General features: G+C 69.5%; 14 protein-coding genes. 3 read left to right on the forward strand and 11 right to left on the reverse strand.

The window, feature by feature from the left end; all coding sequences use genetic code 11:
- Positions 1-77: 77 nt before the first annotated feature.
- Both speB and A7D27_RS06810 read right to left on the reverse strand, forming a co-directional pair.
- Positions 78-1040, reverse strand: coding sequence for an agmatinase (speB, locus tag A7D27_RS06805; RefSeq protein WP_069559026.1), 963 nt, complete (start codon positions 1038-1040; stop codon positions 78-80).
- A gap of 43 nt (positions 1041-1083) precedes the next feature.
- A complete protein-coding gene (locus A7D27_RS06810) occupies positions 1084-2166 on the reverse strand; it encodes a polyamine ABC transporter substrate-binding protein (RefSeq protein WP_069564448.1) in 1083 nt (360 codons plus the stop codon).
- A 109-nt stretch (positions 2167-2275) separates the two neighbouring features.
- Between A7D27_RS06810 and A7D27_RS06815 the strand changes: the two genes are divergently transcribed.
- Positions 2276-3184, forward strand: coding sequence for a LysR family transcriptional regulator (locus A7D27_RS06815; protein ID WP_069564449.1), 909 nt, complete (start codon positions 2276-2278; stop codon positions 3182-3184).
- A gap of 233 nt (positions 3185-3417) precedes the next feature.
- Here A7D27_RS06815 and A7D27_RS06820 read toward each other — a convergent pair whose 3' ends face one another.
- From A7D27_RS06820 to A7D27_RS06830, 3 genes are read right to left on the reverse strand one after another with little or no spacing between them, the layout of a single operon-like run.
- Positions 3418-4767, reverse strand: coding sequence for a glutamine synthetase family protein (locus A7D27_RS06820; RefSeq protein ID WP_170832277.1), 1350 nt, complete (start codon positions 4765-4767; stop codon positions 3418-3420).
- Between the two features lie 51 nt (positions 4768-4818).
- Positions 4819-5376 (reverse strand): helix-turn-helix domain-containing protein, encoded by a 558-nt coding sequence (locus A7D27_RS06825; protein ID WP_069559030.1) that lies wholly within the window; start codon positions 5374-5376, stop codon positions 4819-4821.
- 43 nt (positions 5377-5419) lie between these two features.
- Positions 5420-6709, reverse strand: coding sequence for an FAD-binding oxidoreductase (locus A7D27_RS06830; protein WP_069559031.1), 1290 nt, complete (start codon positions 6707-6709; stop codon positions 5420-5422).
- 205 nt (positions 6710-6914) lie between these two features.
- Here A7D27_RS06830 and A7D27_RS06835 point away from each other — a divergent pair, with 205 nt between their 5' ends.
- Positions 6915-7451 carry a tetratricopeptide repeat protein gene (locus tag A7D27_RS06835; protein WP_069559032.1) on the forward strand — a complete coding sequence of 179 codons (537 nt, stop codon included), beginning with the start codon at positions 6915-6917 and terminating at the stop codon, positions 7449-7451.
- Positions 7452-7534: 83 nt separating this feature from the next.
- On the opposite strand, the gene A7D27_RS06840 is transcribed toward A7D27_RS06835, so the two are convergent.
- The 6 genes from A7D27_RS06840 to A7D27_RS06865 all read right to left on the reverse strand — a co-directional run bounded on the left by A7D27_RS06840 (position 7535) and on the right by A7D27_RS06865 (position 16090).
- A complete protein-coding gene (locus A7D27_RS06840) occupies positions 7535-9493 on the reverse strand; it encodes a PhoX family phosphatase (RefSeq protein WP_069559033.1) in 1959 nt (652 codons plus the stop codon).
- Between the two features lie 37 nt (positions 9494-9530).
- On the reverse strand, positions 9531-10346 hold the full coding sequence (locus tag A7D27_RS06845; protein ID WP_069564451.1) for an energy transducer TonB: 816 nt from the start codon (positions 10344-10346) through the stop codon (positions 9531-9533).
- Positions 10343-10789 (reverse strand): protein TolR, encoded by a 447-nt coding sequence (tolR, locus tag A7D27_RS06850; RefSeq protein ID WP_044412031.1) that lies wholly within the window; start codon positions 10787-10789, stop codon positions 10343-10345. The genes A7D27_RS06845 and tolR overlap by 4 nt, the downstream gene beginning before the upstream one ends.
- Before the next feature lie 8 nt (positions 10790-10797).
- Positions 10798-11502, reverse strand: coding sequence for a protein TolQ (tolQ, locus tag A7D27_RS06855; protein WP_069559035.1), 705 nt, complete (start codon positions 11500-11502; stop codon positions 10798-10800).
- Between the two features lie 72 nt (positions 11503-11574).
- Positions 11575-13503: a phytase gene (locus A7D27_RS06860; RefSeq protein WP_069564452.1), complete on the reverse strand. Its 1929-nt coding sequence runs from the start codon at positions 13501-13503 to the stop codon at positions 11575-11577.
- A gap of 58 nt (positions 13504-13561) precedes the next feature.
- Positions 13562-16090 carry a TonB-dependent receptor gene (locus A7D27_RS06865; protein ID WP_069564453.1) on the reverse strand — a complete coding sequence of 843 codons (2529 nt, stop codon included), beginning with the start codon at positions 16088-16090 and terminating at the stop codon, positions 13562-13564.
- A gap of 892 nt (positions 16091-16982) precedes the next feature.
- Here A7D27_RS06865 and A7D27_RS06870 point away from each other — a divergent pair.
- Positions 16983-17900, forward strand: coding sequence for a GGDEF domain-containing protein (locus tag A7D27_RS06870; protein WP_069564454.1), 918 nt, complete (start codon positions 16983-16985; stop codon positions 17898-17900).
- Positions 17901-17904 lie beyond the last annotated feature (4 nt).

Here is a 17904-nt window from a genome sequence, read left to right on the forward strand (position 1 = left end):
CACTGTGGGAGCGGCTTCAGCCGCGATGCTCTTGCTTTACCTCGTTCGCGAATGAACTCGCTCCCTCAGTGCCGCGCCTATCGCTCGCCCACCTTATGCCGCGCGGCATACAGGCAGATCATCTCCATCGCCAGGGTGGCGCCGGCCAGGGCGGTGACTTCGGCGTTGTCGTAGGGCGGCGCCACTTCCACCACGTCCATGCCCACCAGATTGATGCCGCGCAGGCCACGGAGGATTTCCAGCGCCTGGTGGCTGGAGAGCCCGCCGCACACGGGGGTGCCGGTGCCGGGGGCGAAGGCCGGGTCGAGGCAGTCGATGTCGAAGGTCAGGTACACCGGGTTGTCCCCCACCCGCGCGCGGATGCGCTCGGCGATCTGCTCCGGTGTGTGGCGGTGCACCTCGCGGGCGTCCAGCACCTGGAAGCCCATCACGTCGTCGTTGGTGGTACGCAGGCCGATCTGCACCGAGCGCGCCGGGTCCACCAGGCCCTCGCGGGCGGCGTGGAAGAACATGGTGCCGTGGTCGATGCGCTGGCCTTCTTCGTCCGGCCAGGTGTCGCTGTGGGCGTCGAAGTGGATCAGCGACAGCGGCCCGTGCTTGGCGGCGTGGGCCTTGAGCAGCGGGTAGCTGATGAAGTGGTCGCCGCCCAGGGTGAGCATCGCCGCGCCGGCCTCGAGGATGTGCGCGGCGTGGGCCTGGATCGCCTCCGGGGTGTGCTGCGGCGTGCCGTGGTCGAAGGCGCAGTCGCCGTAGTCGATCACCGCCAGGTGGTCGAAGGGGTCGAACTCCCAGGGGAAGTGCCGCGCCCAGGCCATCTGCACCGAGGCGGCGCGGATGGCGCGGGGCCCGAAGCGGCTGCCGGGGCGGTTGGTGGTGGCGGTGTCGAAGGGCACCCCGCTCACCACCAGGTCGACGCCGGCAAGGTCGCGGCTGTAGCGCCGGCGCATGAAGCTGGTGATGCCGGCGTAGGTGGCTTCGGCGGCCGTGCCCAGCAGGCTCGGCCGGGTGATGGCCTGGTCGTTGTCGTAGGCGTGTTCCATGTCATCGGGCTCCATCGGTGGGGTGTTTCCCGTCTGCGCGGGTTCAGTACTGGGTGCGGAAGCGCGTCCAGAGGCGGGTGCGCTCGCGCTGCTGCTTGAGGGTCAGCGCCTGCTCGCCGAACAGGCGCTCGCGCACGGCCTGGGCCGGGTAGATGTCGGGGTCGTTGGCCACCGCCGGGTCCAGCAAGGGCGTGGCGGCCTGGTTGGCGTTGGCGAAGAACTGGCTGTTGGTCAGCTCGGCGATGGCCTCGGGGCGCAGCATCCAGTCGATGAAGGCATGGGCCGCCTTGGGGTGCGGCGCGTCGGCGGGGATGGCCAGGGTGTCGAACCAGATCAGCGTACCCTCGCGGGGGATGCGGTAGACCACCTCGAAGGGCATCTTCGTCTCGCGGGCCTGCCCGGCGGCGATGATGGCGTCGCCGCTGTAGGTCAGCGCCAGGCAGATCTCGCCATTGGCCAGGTCGTTGATGTGCTTGCCGGTGCCGACGTAGCGCAGGTTCGGCTGCAGCGCGGTGAGCAGCTCATGGACCGCCGCGAGGTCGGCCTTGGCGGAGCTGTAGGGGTCCTTGCCGAGGTAGTGCAGGGCCACGCTGATGACCTCCTGGGGCGAGTCGATCACGGCGATGCCGCAGTCCTTCAGGCGGCTGGCGTACTCGGGCTTGAACAGCAGGTCGAGGCTGTTCAGCGGTGCGTCGGGGATGCGTTGCTGCACCGCGTCGCGGTTCAGCCCCAGGCCGATGGTGCCCCAGGTGTAGGGCACGCCGAAGCGGTTGCCGGGGTCGACGCTGGCGAGCTTGGCCAGCAGCTGCGGGTCGAGGTTGGCGTAGTGCTGCAATTGCCCACGCTGCACCGGCTGCACCGCATTGGCCTTGATCGCCCGCGCCAGTCCGCTGCTGGCGGGGAACACCACGTCATAGCCGCTGCCGCCGGTCATCAGCTTGGCGTCGAGGGCCTCGGCGCTGTCGAAGATGTCGTACTTCACCTGGATGCCGGTCTCGGCCTTGAAGCGCTCCAGCGCCTGGGGCGGGATGTAGGCAGACCAACTGTAGAGGTTCAGCTCCCGGTCCTGCCCATGGGCGGGCAGGACACAGGCGGCGAGCAGGGCGAACAACAGGGAAAGGCGCATGGCGAAAGCTACCGGAGCGGTGATGGAGCGATCCTGCGCCGGGCTTTGCTTCGGATAAATATGAAGTGTTCTACTTTGGCATCGCTCGCCATCGATGTTTGGAGATTCCATGCTCGCCCAACTCCAGGACCTGGACCTGCAACTGCTCAGGCTGTTCGTCACCGTGGTCGAAAGCGGCGGCTTCAGCGCCGCCCAGGGCGCGCTGGGGGTGGGTCAGTCCACCATCAGCACGCAGATGGCCAAGCTGGAGACGCGCCTGGGCTTTCGCCTGTGCGAGCGCGGCAAGGCCGGCTTCCGCCTGACCCCCAAGGGCGAGCAGGTACTAGCGGCCACGCGGCGCCTGTTCGGCGCCATCGAAACCTTCAAGGGCGAGGCGCGGGGCATGGCCGACATGCTCCTGGGCGAGCTGCGCATCGGCCTCTCCGAAGCCCTCGACGATGCCGTGATGCAACGCCTGGCCGATGCCATCCGGCGCTTCCGCTCGCGCCGCCAGGCGGTGCGCATCGAGCTGCTCAGCGCCATGCCCGCCGAACTGGAGCGGCGCCTGCTGCAGGACCAGTTGCACCTGGCCATCGGTTACTTCTCCGGCAACCAGCAGGCGCTGGCACACCGGCCGCTGTTCGTCGAGGAGCAGTTGCTGTTCTGCGGCGCCGGGCACCCGCTGTTCGACCGCACGCGCGTGACCGAGAGCGACCTGCGCCACTGCGACCGGGTGCTGCACCCCTACCGCTTCATCGGCGAGGCCGAGCCCTTCCAGTCCGCCGCCAGCAGCGCGGTCACCGAGCAGGTGGAAGGCACCCTGGCGCTGATCCTCTCCGGTGCCCACATCGGCTACCTGCCCCGCCACATCGCCGCGCCCTGGGAGACACGCGGGCAACTCCGCGCCCTGCTCCCCGAGCGTCTGGGCTTCGACGTGGAATTCCGCCTCACCCACCACCGCGGCCGTGAACCCAGCGAAGCGCAGCAGGCGTTCGTCGAAGACCTGCTGGCCGCCTTTGGCGGGGTGGACCGGGCGTAGGGGAACCACGCTGCATCGGCCCACCATTCGGGGCCATGGCGAGCGCCGCTGGTGGATGGAAAGAGCGCCATCCACCCTACGCCCCGACCAGCGACGTGCCGGCGTGTAGGGGCGAGCTCTGCTCGCGAAAGACGTAGGGTGGACCACGCTTCACCGGTCCACCGTGCGGGGCCATGGCGAGCGCCATGGATGGATGGGAAGCGCGCCACCCACCCCGCACCCGGCGCGTCCCGCTACAGGTACCAGCGGTATTCCCGGGCGCTGACTTCGTTCATGAAGTCGAGGTACTCCTGGCGCTTGTTCTCGCAATAGACCATGACGAATTCGCTGCCCAGGCCCTGGTTGACCACGGGGTGGTCGCGCATGGCGGCGACGGCGGTGAGCATGTCCGTGGGGAAGTCGATGCCGCTGGAGCGGTCTTCGTTGAGCGGTGCGATGGGGTCGCGGGCGGCGTCGAGGCCGTGCTCCATGCCGGTGAGGATGGCCGCCAGCACCAGGTAGGGGTTGGCGTCGGCGCCGGCCAGGCGGTGTTCGATGCGCAGGTTGCGGCCGTCTGACTCGGGGATGCGGATGCACGCATCGCGGTCTTCGAAGCCCCAACTGGCGCGGCTGGCGGCGTTGACCATGGCGCCGTAGCGACGGAAGGCGTTGTGGTTGGCGGCGAAGATCGGCATGCAGTGGGGCAGCAGGTCCAGGCAGCCGGCCACGGCGTGGCGCAGCGGGCGCTGGCCCTGGGCGTCCAGCAGGTTGTGGCCGTCGCGGTCGTAGAGGCTGACGTGTACGTGCATGCCACTGCCCGGCGCCTGCAGGTAGGGCTTGCTCATGAAGCTGGCGCGCAGGCCGTGCTTGAGGGCCACGCCACGGGTGCTGCGGCAGAACAGGGCGGCCCAGTCGGCAGCCTGGAGGCCGTCGTCGCAGTGGCCGAAGTTGATCTCGAACTGGCCGGGGCCGAGCTCGGCGGTGATGACGTTGGCGGCCACGCCCTGTTCGTTGGCGGCGTCGACCATTTCGTGGAGCACGCTGGAGAAGCGCGAGAGGCGCTCGATGTGCATGTTCGGCTGATCGTCCTCGTCCTCGCACAGCGGGTCACGGGGGAAGCGCGGCAGGCCGGCGTCGAGCTTGCGGTCGAACAGGTAGAACTCCAGCTCGAAGGCCACCACCGGGCGGATGCCGCGCCGTTCCAGGCGCTGCAGCACGCGGGCGAGCACTTCACGGGGTTCGAATTCGATGGGTGCTTCGGTGCCGTCGGAGGTGATCAGCATCTGCCCCAGCGGCTCCTTCTCCCAGCGCACCGGCACCAGGGTGCCCGGCACCAGGCGGCGCGGGGCGTCCGGGTCGCCGTCGGCGAAGCAGTAATCGCCGATGGGGTACAGCCCGCCCTGGGTGCCGAGCAGCACGCAGTTCTGCGGGACCTTCAGCGGGCCGCCGGCGGCCACCTTCTCCAGCATGTCGATGGGGTAGCGCTTGCCGTAGAAGTGTCCGGGGATGTCCAGGCAGATGAGGTCGACGTAGCGGATGTCCGGGTGACGTTCGCGGAAGGCGCGGACTTCGCTGAGCAGATCGGGGGGTCTTGTTGTTGTCATCACTGCGGTCCTGCATGGGAAAGAGGTGTTCAGGGGAGAAGCCGCCGGGTGTCAGGTGAAGACCCAGAGCACCCGCGTCGGCCGTTCGGTGAGGTTGGCGTAGCGGAACTGCGCATGGGGCGGTAGCTGGAAGCTGTCGTTGGCCTGGAGGGTCACCGGCTCGGCGTCGTCGCCGTACCAGAGGGTAAGCTCGCCTTCGAGGACGAAACCACCCTGCTCGGAGCTGTCGTCCAGGTGCCCTTCGCCACTGGTGGCGCCGGGCTCCAGGTGGCTTTCGAGCATGGAGAAGCCGCCGGACATGGTCGGCGAGGCCAGCACGTCGGTGATGCCGCCGGCGTAGTAGAGGGTGCGGCGCTCGTCGGGGCGGGTGATCCAGGGGATCTCGCGGGGCTTGCTGAGGCTGTAGAAGTAGGTGGTCGGCACCCCCAGCGCTTCGCTGATGGCGGTGAGGTCGGCCACCGTGGGGCGCGAGAGACCGCGCTCGACCTGGGAGAGGAAGCCCACCGAGCGGTCGATGCGGGTGGCCAGGTCGCCCAGGGTCACGTTCTTGTGCTTGCGCAGGTCGCGGATGAGGATCGCGAGGCCTTCGATTTCGTCTTGCTTGTCCATCTGGAATCTCCGTGGTGCCCGCCGGGTGCCGGCGGGCAGCCCTTCAGATCAGGTCGCGCAGGCGGTAGTACGCCTTGCCGATGGCCTCCAGCGGTGGCGCCAGCAGTGCGCCACCGGGGAAGCCGGGGTTGTTCAGGCGCTGGTAGAGCCCCAGCAGGCGGTCGTCACCGAGGATGGCGTCGGCCACGGCGCGGGCGCCGGCCAGGGTCGGCAGCACGCCGTGCCCGGAGAAGCCCTGCAGCCAGTAGCGCTGGCCTGTGCGGCCGATGTCCGGGGTGCGCTTCATGCTGCAGTCCAGGTGCCCACCCCAGCCGTACTCGATGCCGACGCCACGCAACTGCGGGAAGACCCGCTCCAGGTGCGGCCGGGTGGCGGCCGCTACGTCCCTGGGCAGGCCGCCCAGGTAGGTGCAGCCACCGCCGAAGAGCAGGCGGTTGTCGGGGGTGAGGCGGAAATAGTCGGGGACGAACTGGTTGTCGATCACGCAACTGTTGCGCGGCAGCAGGGAGCGCGCCAGCGCCGGGTCCAGCGGCTCGGTGGCGACCTGGTAGGAGCCCACCGGCAGCACGCGCCGGGCCAGGGCCGGGTCGAGGCGATCGATGTAGGCGTTGCAGGCCAGCACCAGCACGTCGGCGCGCACTTCGCCCTCCGGGGTTCGCACGCTGTAGCCCTCGCCGCGGGCGCGGTACTCCAGGGCCTGGGTCTGTTCGAAGATGCGCCCGCCAGCCGCTTCCAGGGCATTGGCCAGGCCGTGGGCCAGCTTCAGCGGGTCGAGGTGGCCGGCCTCGGGGTCGTAGAGGGCGGCCTGGTAGCGCGGGCTGCCGATCCATTCGGGCAGTTCGTCGCGTTCGATGACGCGCAAGGCGTCGTAGCCCCACTTCGCTTCGGCCTCGCGCTGGGCCTCGTGCAACTGGCCGACCCGGCGCGGCAGCACGGCCGCCCACAGGCTGCCGCTGCGGTAGTCCACCTCGAAGCCGTGGCGGGTGGGCAGCTCGCGGATCTCCTCGGCGGCCCAGCGCATGCTGTCCCACAACTGGCGGGCGCCGTCGACGCCGAGCGCCTTCTCCAGCGGGGGCATGTCGCAGGACCAGCCCAGCAAGGCCTGCCCGCCGTTGCGCCCGGAGGCCGCCCAGGCCAGCCGGCTGGCTTCCAGCAGCACCACGCGCTTGCCGGCCAGGGCCAGGCGCAGGGCGGTGTGCAGGCCGCTGAAGCCGCCGCCGACCACCACCACGTCACAGTCCTGGCTCGCCTGCAGGCGCGGGCGCAGCGGAATGGAGCCGGGGAAGGCGGCGGCGTACCAGGTACCGACATGCTGGGCGGATTGCTTGAACATGGGGGCCTCGTGAAATTTTGTAGATTTAATTTCATGAAAATCTATCCAATAAATTTCACAAAGCCAACCCCGAGCCGGCAACCGACGAGAACCCTTTCACGCGGGGCCGGTCCCACTGGCGGCAACACCTTGAAGCACGGCCGGAAGCCGATCACCCTGTACGCCCGGCGCCGCCGCCCATCCCTGCCCTGGCCGAGGAGCCTCCATGCGTCCGTCACTGTCCCGCCTGTCCGTCCCGCTGCTGGCCGCCGTCCTGCTGGCCGGCTGCACCCACACCGCCAAGACACCGGAGCGCCCTGCCGAGCCGCAGGCACCGGCCAACGTCATCCGCGAGACGCCGCCCAGCGAGCAAGAGGTGCTGCAGGTGCAGGCCCAGCGCGGCGACCCGGAGAGCCAGTTCAAGCTGGGCAGCCACTTCTTCGTGGCCAAGGACTACCGCCAGGCCCAGTACTGGTGGGCCCGCGCCGCCGACCAGGGCCACGCCATGGCGGCGGTGAGCCTGGCCTTTCTCTACACCGGCCGCAACGACCCAGCCCTGGCCAACCAGCCGGAGATGCTGCGCTACCTGAATCAGTCCGCTGCCGCCGGCAACCCCATGGCCCAGCACGTGCTCGGCAGCCTGTACCTGCGCGGCGAAGGCGTACCGCGCGACCCGGACCAGGCCCGCCGCCTGTACCGGGCGGCCTGCGCCCAGCACTACGAGGCCAGTTGCAAGGCGGTGCAGGCGCTGCCGGGCGATTGAGGGCAAGCAGGATGTGCAAATGGCGCTTGCCGTTGCATGGCTTGCCAGTTCGTTGCCGAGCTATGCCGGGGACCTGAGGCCCTTCAACTGCCGATCACGCCGCCGTCGTTCTTGGTGATGAGCACGGTGGTGGAGCGCGGGCGGCTCTTGCCGTCGCTGGCGGGGTAGCTGATGCCGGGGTGCTGGATGTTGACCCACATGCTGCGGCCGTCCGGGGTGAAGGTGATGCCGGTCAGCTCGCAGCCACGCGGGCCGACGAGGAAGCGGCGCACCTCGCGGGTCCTGGGGTCGGCGCAGAGCAACTGGTTGCAGCCGATGCGCGCCATGGCCGGCTCGATGTCGTCGAAGTCGGTCTCGATCCACAGGCGGCCGGCGGGGTCGAAGGCCAGGCCATCCGGGGAGGAGAAGGCGTCGCCGTTGATGGTGCCGATGAGGTTGGCCGGCACCGGCTGGCCCTTGTCGTCCCTGGCGCCCTGGGGCTCGCCGGCGAGCAGGAAGATCTCCCATTCGAAGGTGGTGGCGGTGGGGTCGCCGCCCGCCTCGTTCCAGCGCAGGATCTGCCCGTGCAGGTTGTGCGGGCGCGGGTTGGCGGCGTTCACCGGCTTCTTGGTGCCGCGCTCGTCGTTGTTGGTGAGGGTGACGTAGACCTCGCGGGTCTCCGGGTGCGCGGCCACCCACTCGGGGCGGTCCATGGGCGTGGCGCCGAGAACGTCACCGGCGGCACGAGCATTGAGCAGCACCTCGGCCTGGCTGGGGAAGCCGTTCTCGGCGGTGAGGTCGTTCTGCCCGTGCACCAGGGCCAGCCACTGGCCCTTGCCGTCGTCGTCGAAGCGGGCGACGTAGAGGGTGCCGTCGTCCAGCAGGTCGCGGGCGGCCCTGGGGTTGGCGGCGTCGAAGCGGCCACTGGGTACGAACTTGTAGATGTACTCGCCCTTGGTGTCGTCGCCGTAGTAGTAGGCCATGCGCCCATCCTTGCCGAGTGACAGGGTGGAGCACTCGCGGCAGAAGCGGCCGACGGCGGTGCGCTTCTTCGGTTTGCTGGTGGGGTCGAAGGGGTCGATCTCCACCACCCAGCCGAAGCGGTTGGGCTCCTGCACATGGCCGTCGTGGGGCTGGTCGCGGTAGGGCGTGGCGTCAAAGCGGGGGTCGGCGGTCTCCCAGCCGTAGTTCTTGCTCAGCCCTTCCTTGGCGATGCCGTAGCGCTTGTGCGACACGCGCTGGGCATGGTCGGCCGCGTCGCGGTTGATGAAGTAGTTGTGCCAGTTCTCCTCGCAGGCGAGGTAGGTGCCCCAGGGGGTGACGCCCATGGAGCAGTTGTTGAGGGTGCCGATCACCTCCCGCCCGCTGGGGTCGGAGGCGGTCTTCATGGCGGCGTTGCCGGCCAGCGGGCCGCTGAGCTGCATGGGGGTGAGGGTGGAGATGCGGCGGTTGTAGCGCGAGCCGGCGACCCGCTGCCAGTGGCCGCTGCCGTCCTTCTTCACCTCGATGACGCTGACGCCGTGGGCGGCCTGCTCCTTCTTCACGTCCTCCACCTTGCGCTTGCCATCGACGTAGACGATGCCGGCGGCGTGCAGGGTGGGGTTGATGTACTCGTGGTTGATCACCAGCAGGCCGTGGTCGTTGGGCGCCTCCGGAAAGGGGAAGAAGTGCATGCCGTCGTGGTTGTCGCCGGCCTGCTTGAGCTGGTCTTCCCAGGTTTCGCTGGCGTCGCCCTTGAAGGCCGGGGCATCGGCGAGCACGGCATCGCCCCAGGAGAAGAACGGCCGGGCGCTGTAGCCCTCGGCGACGATGACCTGGTCGAATTTCGCATCGAACTGCTGGGGCACGCCCTTGAAGCCCAGCAGCGGGGTCTCGGCCAGGGTGCGGCAGGCGCTGATGCCGCCGCCGAAGAAGCCCAGAGCCGCGAGGGCCAGGCCGCCCTTGAGGACGTTGCGGCGGCCGGCATCGACCATCTGGTCCAGGGGGCGGTTGCCGCTGGGGTTGATGGCCACGTCGTCGTGGGCGGCCAGTGCGGCGTGGAAAGCGTCGTAGTCCCGGTTCATCACGTCTCTCTTCTGGTTATGCGCCGGCGCTGCGTGCTCAGCGTTCGATGCGGTAGTGGAAGGTGTTGCGCACGCCGGGCACGGCCACGGGCTGGCCGTTTTCGAGGCGCGGCTGGTAACGGAAAGTCTGCGCTGCGGCCAGTGACGGGCGGATGAACAGCGGGTGACAGTCGCCCACCACCTGCGGGTCCTCGACGCGGCCTTGCGGGTTGACCCGGTACTCCACCGTGCAGTCGCCCTGGATGCCCTTGTCGAGGGCGCGCTGGGGGTAGTCCGGCGCTTCCTTGGCGATCGGCAGGTACTGGCGGCTGTTGGCGGCGGCCTCAGCCTGGCGGGCGCGCTCGGCGGCCAGGCGTTGCTGCTCCGCCTGGCGGGCCAGCTCCTGCTGGCGCTGCTGCTCGGCGGCGCGCTCGGCCTCCAGGCGCTGCTGTTCGCGGCGCCGGGTTTCCCGCTGCACCTGCTCCTGGCGCTGCTGTTCTTCCACGCGCTTGCGGGCCAGGGCGGCCTGCTCCAGCTTGCGCTGCTCGATTCGCGGGTCCACCTGCGGCTTCGGCGGTTCGAGCGGCGCCGGCGGCGGCTCCACCGGGGCGGGCTCGGCCACGGCCGGCTGCGCCGGCACCGGGGGCGCGGGGGCCGGTTCGGGCGTCGGCGCGGGCAGGCTGATGAGCTGGGTGGTGAGCACCCGCTGCACGGGCTCGGCGGGGCGCTCGGGGGCCCAGCCGGCCATCAGCAGCGCCAGCACGCCCAGGTGCAGGGCGAGGGCGCAGCCGGCGGCGAAGACGGTACGCCAGGTGCGGGCGCCGGGCAGCGGCAGGCGGAAGAGAGGCGCATCGCTCATGACCATCACGCTCATTGCGGCGCCTCGGTGATCAACCCGAGGTTGGCCACCCCGCCCTGCTGCAGCGCGGCCATGGCGGCCACCACCTTGCCGTAGCCGGCGTCCTGGTCGGCGCGGATGTACACCTGGGTGTCACCGCGCTCGGCGATCAGCGCGCCCACCTTGGCGGTCATTTCCTCCAGGGCCACGGCGCTGTCGGTCCGGTTTTCGGTGTCCAGCTCGGTGCCGAGGTTCCAGTAGTAGCCGCCGTCGGCCTGCACCGAGAGGGTGAGGATGCGTTGCTGGCTGTCACGGGGCAGCGCCTCGCTGGCCACCTTGGGCAGTTCGATCTTCACGCCCTGGGTGAGCATCGGTGCGGTGACCATGAAGATCACCAGCAGCACCAGCATCACGTCGATGTAGGGCACCACGTTCATTTCGGCCTTGGGGCCGTGCTTGCGCTGGGGGCGGACGAGCATGCTGCACCTCAGGCTGCTGCGGCGACGGGGTTGGCACCGGCCAGGCGACGTTGCAGGCGGCCCTGCAGTTCGTTGCCGAAGGCGTAGTAGCGCGCCACCAGGCCCTGGGCGCGGGCCGAGAAGCGATTGTAGGCGATCACCGCGGGGATGGCGGCGAACAGGCCGATGGCGGTGGCGATCAGCGCTTCGGCGATGCCCGGGGCGACGGTGGAGAGGGTCGCCTGCTGCACCTGGGACAGGCCGATGAAGGAATTCATGATCCCCCACACGGTGCCGAACAGGCCGATGTAGGGGCTGACCGAGCCGACGGTGGCGAGGAAGGTGAGGCCCTTCTCCAGGCGCTCTTCCTCCTCGGCGATGGCGACGTAAAGGCTGCGCTCGACACCGTCCACCACCCTCTCCGGGGCGATGCCCGGCTCGCGGCGCAGTTGGGCGAATTCCTGGTAGCCGGCCTGGAAGATGCGCTCCAGGGCGGCGTCCTCGTCCGGCTCGCCGTCCTTGCGCTGCAATAGGTTGAGGTCGGCGGTACCACGGAAGCGCGCCTGGAAGGCCTTGGCCTGCCGCTCGACGCGCGCCAGCAGGGTGCCGCGCTGGACGATCAGGTACCAACTGAACAGGGAGGCGAGCAGCAGGATCGCCATCACCCCTTTCACCAGCAGGCTGGCGTCGCTGATCAGGCCCCAGACGGTCATCTGTTCCAGTGTTGCGTGCATGGTTGGTTCCTCGTGTGGCCGGGCCCCGCAGGGCCCTATTCGATTACGCGGCGATGACGGATTGATGACAGCTCAGTGCAGACCCAGGGTCCGGGCCACCTCGGCCCAGGGCACGAACTTGAAGTTCTGGGTCTGCTCGGGCATGCGCTTGCGGCCGTCCTGCACCACCAGCATTCCCTGGTTCCAGGGGCCGCCGAGGTTGGCGGAGGTGACGTCCAGGCCGTCGGTCTCCGAGGCGCCGTCGATGCCGGCGGCGGCGTTGAGGCCGACGCGGAAGGCACCGCGCAGGGCGAAGGGCGGCTCGGCGTCGAGCACCACGTAGCTGTCGTTGCCCTGGCTGGAGATCACCAGGTAGTCGCGGGCCTCGCTCTGGTACAGGCCCAGGCCCTCGACGTCGGCGTGCAGCGTCTCGCCCACCTTCATCACCGACTTGAGGTCGGCGGGGGCGTCGGCGCGGGCGTCCAGGGCCCAGACGCCGACGTCCTCCTCGCCGATGAACAGGCGCTGGCGCTGGTCGTCGGCGACGCAGCCCTCGGGCTGGCTCTCGACGCGGAACTCGCGCACCAGTTGCCCGCTCGCCTCGCCGCTGGCGCCGTCCAGGCGGTACTGCAGGAAGCGCCCGTCCTTGCCGTTGGCGAAGGCGTAGAGCTCGCCGGAGGCCGGCTGGAACAGGCAGATGCCGTAGATCTCCTTGAGCGGGGTGCGCACCTCGCCGGCCGGCTTCACCTCGCCGGTGGTGCGGTCGATGGCGAACAGGCTGAGGCTGTTGCGGTCGCGGTTGCTGGCCACCGCCAGGTCGACCCGCTGGCCGCCGAGGGCGAAACCGGGGCGCACGTCGACGTTGTTCAGGCGGCCCACCGGCAGCTCCTGCAGCAGTTGGCCGTCGAGGCCGTAGACCAGCAGGCCCTGCTTCTTGTTGGTGCCGAGCACGCGGCTGGCGGCCGGGTCGTTGGGGTTGACCCAGATGGCCGGGTCGTCCGCCGCGTCGCCCTGGCGGCCCACCGGCTCGCTCTGGCGCAGGGCGGCGACGCTGGGCAGCACCGGCGGCAGGGCCACGGGCTGCGCCTGCCAGTCCAGCCGGCCCTGGTACAGGCGCCCGCTGGCGTCGTCCTGCAGCAGCAGGTCGGTGCCCTGGGCGCTGCCGGCGACGGCGATGCGCTCGGGCTCGTCCAGGCCGGGGAGCGCCAGGCTGGCCACTGCGTTCCAGGCCTCGCCCTGCTGCTGGTAGAGGTGCAGGCGGGCGGCGGCAGGGTCCAGCGCCAGCAGGCCGCCGGGGACCACGGCCAGGGCGCCGGCGCTTTTCGCCAGGCCGCCGAAGGGGGCGACCAGGTCCACCGGTACGCGGGCGCTGTCGGCTTCCGGGTGGGCCGGGTAGGCCCAGAGGCCGACGTTCTCTTCGTTGACGAACAGGCGGTTGGCGGCGTCGTCCACCTGGCAGTACTCGGCGGCCGGCGGCAGGGCCAGGCCGCGCACGCGCCGGGCCTCGGCATTCAGGCGCGGGCCTGCGCCCACCAGCCACTGCTCGCCATGGCCGTCTTCGCCTACCAGGAACAGGTAGAGGTTGCGGGCGTCGTCACGGTACAGGCAGAGCCCGGCCACGGCGTAGTCGCGGGCCGGCAGTTGCAGCGGGCGGCCCCAGCGATGGGTGTCGGTGTCCAGGCTCACCAGGGTGGCCTGCTGGGTGGCGTTGTCGAGGCTGGCAACGATCACGCCCTTGGGGCCGGCGCTGCGCAGGTCGAGGCCGGAGTAGGAGCCGGGCAGGCGCGCCAGCTCGCGGCCTTCGCCGTCCAGCAGGAGCAGGCCGTTGCGCTCGCTGGCGGCCAGGCGCAGGGCGGAGCCGGGCAGCGGGCGCAGGTCGTCGGCCCTGACCTTGGCCGAGGCGCCCCAGGGGCTGAGGGCCAGTTGCGGGGCCTGGGCTTCGGCGGGCGGCTGCGGCTGGCAGGCGGCCAGGCCGAGCAGGGCGGCGAGCAGCAGGGGGTTGCGGGTGCGGGTGTGGGTCATCGGGCGGTTCCAGGCGATGCGGGGGAACGGCCCTCCCCTAGCGGGGAGGGCGCGGCGATCAGAAGTGGGTGAAGGTCAGGCCGAGGCTGTAGGTGGGGCCGTATTCCTCGTACTGGGCGTTGTAGCTGCGGCTGCCGGTGTAGACGTAGTAGTGCTCGTCGGTGAGGTTCTGCGCCTCGAAGGACAGTTGCAGCTCCTTCGTCAGGAAGTAGCGGGCGCTGAAGTCGACGAAGGTCTGCGCATCCACGTGCAGGTCGTGCTGGCGGTCGCCCACCGGGGCCACTTCGTAGAGGTAGTCGGACTTGTAGTTGGCCGAGAGGCGCAGGCTGAGTTTGTCGTTCTCCCAGCCCAGGATCAGGTTGCCGACGGTGTCGGACTGGTTGGGCAGGTCGATGTCGCGCTCGAGGGTGCGGCCGCTGGCCTGGTCGAAGCCCTCGATGCTGGCGTCGGAACGGCTGAAGGTGGCGTTGGCGCCCAGCAGCAGGCCGTTCCAGGGGGCGGGCAGCCAGTCGAACTTCTGCGAGTAGGCCAGTTCCAGGCCGTAGAGCTTGGCGCTGTCGCCGTTGGCGAAGGTGTTGGCTTCGTCGAAGGTCGCCCAGGCGCCGCTGCCGGCGAGGTCGGTGTTGTAGATGAAGTTGTCGATGTCCTTGTAGAAGACGAAGGCGGAGACCACGCCGGCGCGGCCCAGGTAGTGCTCGATGCCCAGGTCGAAGTTGCTCGACTCCAGCGGCGACAGGTCGGGGTTGCCGAAGCTGGCCTCGTCGCCGTCGATGACGAAGCCCGGGGCCAGTTGGCCGAAGGTCGGGCGCACCACGGACTTGGTCCAGGCGGCGCGCAACTGGGTGTCCTTGTCGATCTGGTAACGGGCGTGCAGGCCGGGCAGCCAGTGGTGGTAGTCGCGCTTGCGCTCGATGCTCTCGAAGTCGCCGTCGCGGATGCCGGTGCCCTTGGCCTCGAACTCGGTGCCCTCGTAGCGCATGCCGGCGATGAAGCGCCAGTCGTCCACGTCCAGGGTGTTCATGAGGTAGGCGGCGTTGATGTCTTCGCTCATGTCGAAGTCGTTCACCCGCGACTCTTCCTCGTTGTAGAAGTCGGCGGCGTTGAGCTGGCCGAGCAGGCCCTTGACGGCGCTGGCGCTGATACCGGGGCCGAAGCGGTCGAGGGCGTAGTGCACGGTGCCCTTCTGGAACTGGCCGAGGTTGAGCTGCTCGTCGGTGAAGAAGGTGTCCAGGTCCTCGTAGGTCCAGGCTTCCAGGTCGTTGGTCTTGTCGCGGCGGCTGAGCTTGCCGCCGAACTTGGCCTGGGCGGCGTAGCCGGAGAGGTCGTAGTCGCGGGCGAGGTCGAGGCGGATGTTCTTCTCGGTGTCCTTGGTGTTCTGCTTTTCCCAGTCGACCTGGTCGAGGGCGAAGTTGGCCGGGTCGTAGAAGCCGTCCTCGACGTTGAGGCGAGGCTTCCTGCTGTCGTCGAAGCCGGTGCCGGTGAAGTCGCGGGTGCCCTTGAAGGTGGCGCCGGCGATGTGGCCGGGGCTGTCTTCGCTGGAGCGGCTGTAGCCGGCCTGCCCGCTCAGGGTCCAGAGGCCCATCATGCGTTCGCCGCCGAAGACGTAGGACTGGATCTCCTGGGTTTCCTCGCGGTCCTTCAGCTCGCGGTAGCCCTCGCCATCGCCGGTCTCGCCCGGCAGGCGCGCATCGTCGAACTCCATGCCGGCGGCGTTGCGCGTCTCGCTGTCCTTGTAGCGGCTGTAGAGGGTGCGCAGGTAGTAGCTGGAGACGTCGTCGGGCTTGTAGTCGAAGTTGAGGCCACCGCCGGCGCGCTCGCGGGTGATGGCGTAGTCGCGCTGCTCCAGCTCCTCCAGGCGGGCGCCGTTTTCGAAGTCCCAGGCGCCGCCGGTCTCGACGTTGTCGGAGCCGAACTTGCGCTCCTGCCAGCTCAGGGCGGCGGCCACGCCGAAGTTGTCGATGCCGTCGCCGAGGCTGAAGCGGTCGCTGATGGCGCCGGAGAACTTGGGGCTGGTCTTGTCGGTGTTCTCGTCGTAGCTGGCCTCGGTGCTGCCGGTGTAGAACAGCCCCTCGTGGTCGAAGGCGGAGAGGCTCTCCACCTCGACGGTGCCACCAAGGGAGTTGGCGTCCATGTCCGGGGTGAGGGTCTTGATCACGGTGAGCGACTGCACCAGCTCGGCGGGCAGCACATCCAGGGCCACGGCGCGGCGGTCGCTTTCCGGGGCCGGCACCAGGGTGCCGTTGATGGTGACGCTGTTCAGGTCCGGGCCCAGGCCGCGCACGCTGACGAAGCGGCCTTCGCCCTGGTCGCGCTCCACCGAGACGCCGGGCAGGCGCTGCACCGCTTCGGCGGCGTTCTGGTCCGGCAACTGGGCGACGCCATCGGCATGCACCACGCTTTCCACGCTGTCGGAGGCGCGCTGCTCCTTCAGGGCCTTGTCGATGCTCACGGCCTGGCCGACCACCTCGACGTGCTCGGTAGCGCCGGCGGCGCCCTCGTCGGCGGCCAGCGCGACGCCGGCCATGGCCAGGGTCAGTGCGCTGAAGGTGAAGCCCGCGAGCCGGGCGGCGGTGCTGCGCTTGTACATGAATGCTCTCCCCAAGATGGAATCCAGGCCGAGCAAATGGCCCGGCAATGTGGGAGCGGACGCTAGGCAGCACGGATGAAGCTTCTGTGACAGGCCAACGGCACCGGGCCGCAATGGCAGGGTTTTGCGGGGGTAACCCTGGGGTTTTGAGCTGATAGGACCCTCCAGAGCCGCCGTAGGGGCGAACTCATTGGCTCTGTCGGCGTTAGCTGTTGTGGTTTTAATGCAAGGGCTCAAGCACGGCCATTTCCGGGCGCCCAAGGGGTCGTGCCACCGCCACCGCATGGGTTTCGCTTCGCTCTACACCATCCTACGAAAGCCTGTGCGCACCACGTGGCGATGCGCTGGACGAAGAAAGTTGGAGCAGCCGCCAACGCCCCTCCAGGAGGCCGAACGCAGTCGTTGCGCCGGGGGACGAGCGGCATGGATGCCGCGAGAGGCGCGCCAGGCCATGGATGGCCCATCGCGCCGGCCCCCAGAGCGACGATGGAGTGAGGGAACCCCGGCGAAGCCGGGGCCGGATGATGGGGCAAGCGTTTTTGGTTCCTTTTTTGGCGATTGAAAAAAGGGACTCGCCCGGGAGGGCGAAACCAGAATCATCACCAGAGCTCGGCAATCAGCTGGACTCAAATCCTCTAGCAACACTTAACGCAGACAGAGCCAATTCATTCGCCCACCGACCCGCAGGGGCGACGCAGCGTCCAGGCCACGCTGGGGCAGCCCTGCGGGCTGCTTGGCGAATGAGTTCGCCCCTACGGAATGCGACCCGGGCACCTGAAAATCTGCCCATGTGCCCTGAGCCGATTCGACCCTCCCACCCCGCTCCGGCGCTGCAACCTCGCCGTCACAATCATCTGCTCTGCTGGCCCGGTCTAACCCGCCGGACCTGCCCATGACCTCCCTGCTGAAGCTGCACCGCCTCAAGCTCACCGCGCTGTTCCTGGCTGCCAATGCCGGGTTGCTGCTGCACCTGGCGGTGGGCGACCTGAAGGCGGCGTCGGAGTGGGTCTGGCTGGACATCCTCGGCGAGGGCGGCTCGGCGCTGCTGGCGCTGGTGTGGATCGGCCTGGTGCTGAAAAGCCGGCCCGCCGGGCGGGTGACCAACCTGCTGGTGCTGGGGCTGGCGGGGGTGTTCTTCTCCTGGTGGATCGACAGCCTCGACGAGTTCATCCGCATACCCGACACGGTGCACTGGGACCACTGGCTGGAGTCGGTGCCGATGCCCATCGGCCTGGTGCTGCTGACCCTGGGCATCTACCACTGGCACCGCGAGCAGTTGGCCATCAGCGCGCAGATGGAGAAGCGCGAGCGGCTGTTCCGCGAGCACCGCCAGTTCGACACGCTCACCCCGCTGGGCGACGCCGACTACCTGCGCCGCCAACTGGAGCTGGGCCTGGGCGAGGCCGCCGCGAACGGCCAGCCGCTGTCACTGGTGATCCTCGACATCGATGACTTCAGCCAGGTCAACGACCGTTTCGGCCATGCCGAGGGCGACCACCTGCTGCTGGCCCTGACCCAGTTGCTGCTGCTCAACCTGCGCCGTCAGGACCTGCTCTGCCGCCTGGCCGGCGACCGCTTCGTGGTGCTGCTGCCGAACACCGGCGAGCGCCAGGCGCACCAACTGGCCACGGAGCTGGGCGAGGCGGTGGCGCACTTCGCCCACCGCACCCGCCAGCACGGCGAGCGCCTGCAACTGCGCGCCAGCACGGCGGTGGCGATGGCCCTGGACGAGAGCCCCGAGGCGCTGCTGCAACGGCTCAACCTGGCCCTGGCGAAGGCCCGCTCGCCGCGCCTGGCCCACAGTGCCTGAGGTG

It is taken from the genome of Pseudomonas sp. 1D4 (assembly GCF_001728925.1).
Lineage (GTDB): Bacteria > Pseudomonadota > Gammaproteobacteria > Pseudomonadales > Pseudomonadaceae > Metapseudomonas > Metapseudomonas otitidis.

Excerpts from the sequence above, each read along its gene's own strand:
- tolQ (WP_069559035.1), bottom strand. The coding sequence starts at position 11,502 with ATGCACGCAACACTGGAACAGATGACCGTCTGGGGCCTGATCAGCGAC.
- speB (WP_069559026.1), bottom strand. The coding sequence starts at position 1,040 with ATGGAACACGCCTACGACAACGACCAGGCCATCACCCGGCCGAGCCTG.
- A7D27_RS06860 (WP_069564452.1), bottom strand. The coding sequence starts at position 13,503 with ATGACCCACACCCGCACCCGCAACCCCCTGCTGCTCGCCGCCCTGCTC.
- A7D27_RS06830 (WP_069559031.1), bottom strand. The coding sequence starts at position 6,709 with ATGTTCAAGCAATCCGCCCAGCATGTCGGTACCTGGTACGCCGCCGCC.
- A7D27_RS06810 (WP_069564448.1), bottom strand. The coding sequence starts at position 2,166 with ATGCGCCTTTCCCTGTTGTTCGCCCTGCTCGCCGCCTGTGTCCTGCCC.
- A7D27_RS06820 (WP_170832277.1), bottom strand. The coding sequence starts at position 4,767 with ATGACAACAACAAGACCCCCCGATCTGCTCAGCGAAGTCCGCGCCTTC.
- A7D27_RS06870 (WP_069564454.1), top strand. The coding sequence starts at position 16,983 with ATGACCTCCCTGCTGAAGCTGCACCGCCTCAAGCTCACCGCGCTGTTC.
- A7D27_RS06845 (WP_069564451.1), bottom strand. The coding sequence starts at position 10,346 with ATGAGCGTGATGGTCATGAGCGATGCGCCTCTCTTCCGCCTGCCGCTG.
- A7D27_RS06835 (WP_069559032.1), top strand. The coding sequence starts at position 6,915 with ATGCGTCCGTCACTGTCCCGCCTGTCCGTCCCGCTGCTGGCCGCCGTC.
- A7D27_RS06840 (WP_069559033.1), bottom strand. The coding sequence starts at position 9,493 with ATGAACCGGGACTACGACGCTTTCCACGCCGCACTGGCCGCCCACGAC.
- A7D27_RS06825 (WP_069559030.1), bottom strand. The coding sequence starts at position 5,376 with ATGGACAAGCAAGACGAAATCGAAGGCCTCGCGATCCTCATCCGCGAC.
- A7D27_RS06865 (WP_069564453.1), bottom strand. The coding sequence starts at position 16,090 with ATGTACAAGCGCAGCACCGCCGCCCGGCTCGCGGGCTTCACCTTCAGC.
- tolR (WP_044412031.1), bottom strand. The coding sequence starts at position 10,789 with ATGCTCGTCCGCCCCCAGCGCAAGCACGGCCCCAAGGCCGAAATGAAC.
- A7D27_RS06815 (WP_069564449.1), top strand. The coding sequence starts at position 2,276 with ATGCTCGCCCAACTCCAGGACCTGGACCTGCAACTGCTCAGGCTGTTC.